Origin of the sequence: Microvirga antarctica (assembly GCF_017921815.1) — a bacterium.
Lineage (GTDB): Bacteria > Pseudomonadota > Alphaproteobacteria > Rhizobiales > Beijerinckiaceae > Microvirga > Microvirga antarctica.
This window is the reverse complement of record NZ_JAGEMM010000179.1, coordinates 1-283: the sequence shown is the minus strand read 5'-3', so window position 1 is coordinate 283 and position 283 is coordinate 1. Positions and strand designations below refer to the sequence as shown.

The 283-nt window shown below is 51.6% G+C and carries 1 protein-coding gene; it reads right to left on the bottom strand.

Going from position 1 to position 283, the window contains the following annotated elements:
- Positions 1 to 240 (bottom strand): thiosulfate sulfurtransferase GlpE (gene glpE / locus J4G32_RS21380; protein WP_210497748.1); only part of this gene is annotated, 240 nt, incomplete at its 3' end.
- Positions 241 to 283 lie beyond the last annotated feature (43 nt).

Genomic DNA, 283 nt, shown 5'->3' with positions numbered 1-283 from the left:
CTGGAGCAGATACTGCGCGGCGCCTTTACTACTGTTGCCGTGATAGCACATTACCATCACCGCGGTATCGAAACCATGCTCACGCATAAACGCGCCCAGCGTATCGTTAGTCAAGTGAAACGCCTGCGGCGCATGACCCATGGCATAACTTTGCGGATCGCGAATATCGACCAGCACCGCCGCGCCCTGGTGCAGTTTCTGATACGCCTCTTCTACAGTGATACATTCAAATTGTTCCATGAATCGCTCTTTCATTATTGCCGGTGAAGCCAATTAAGGCATT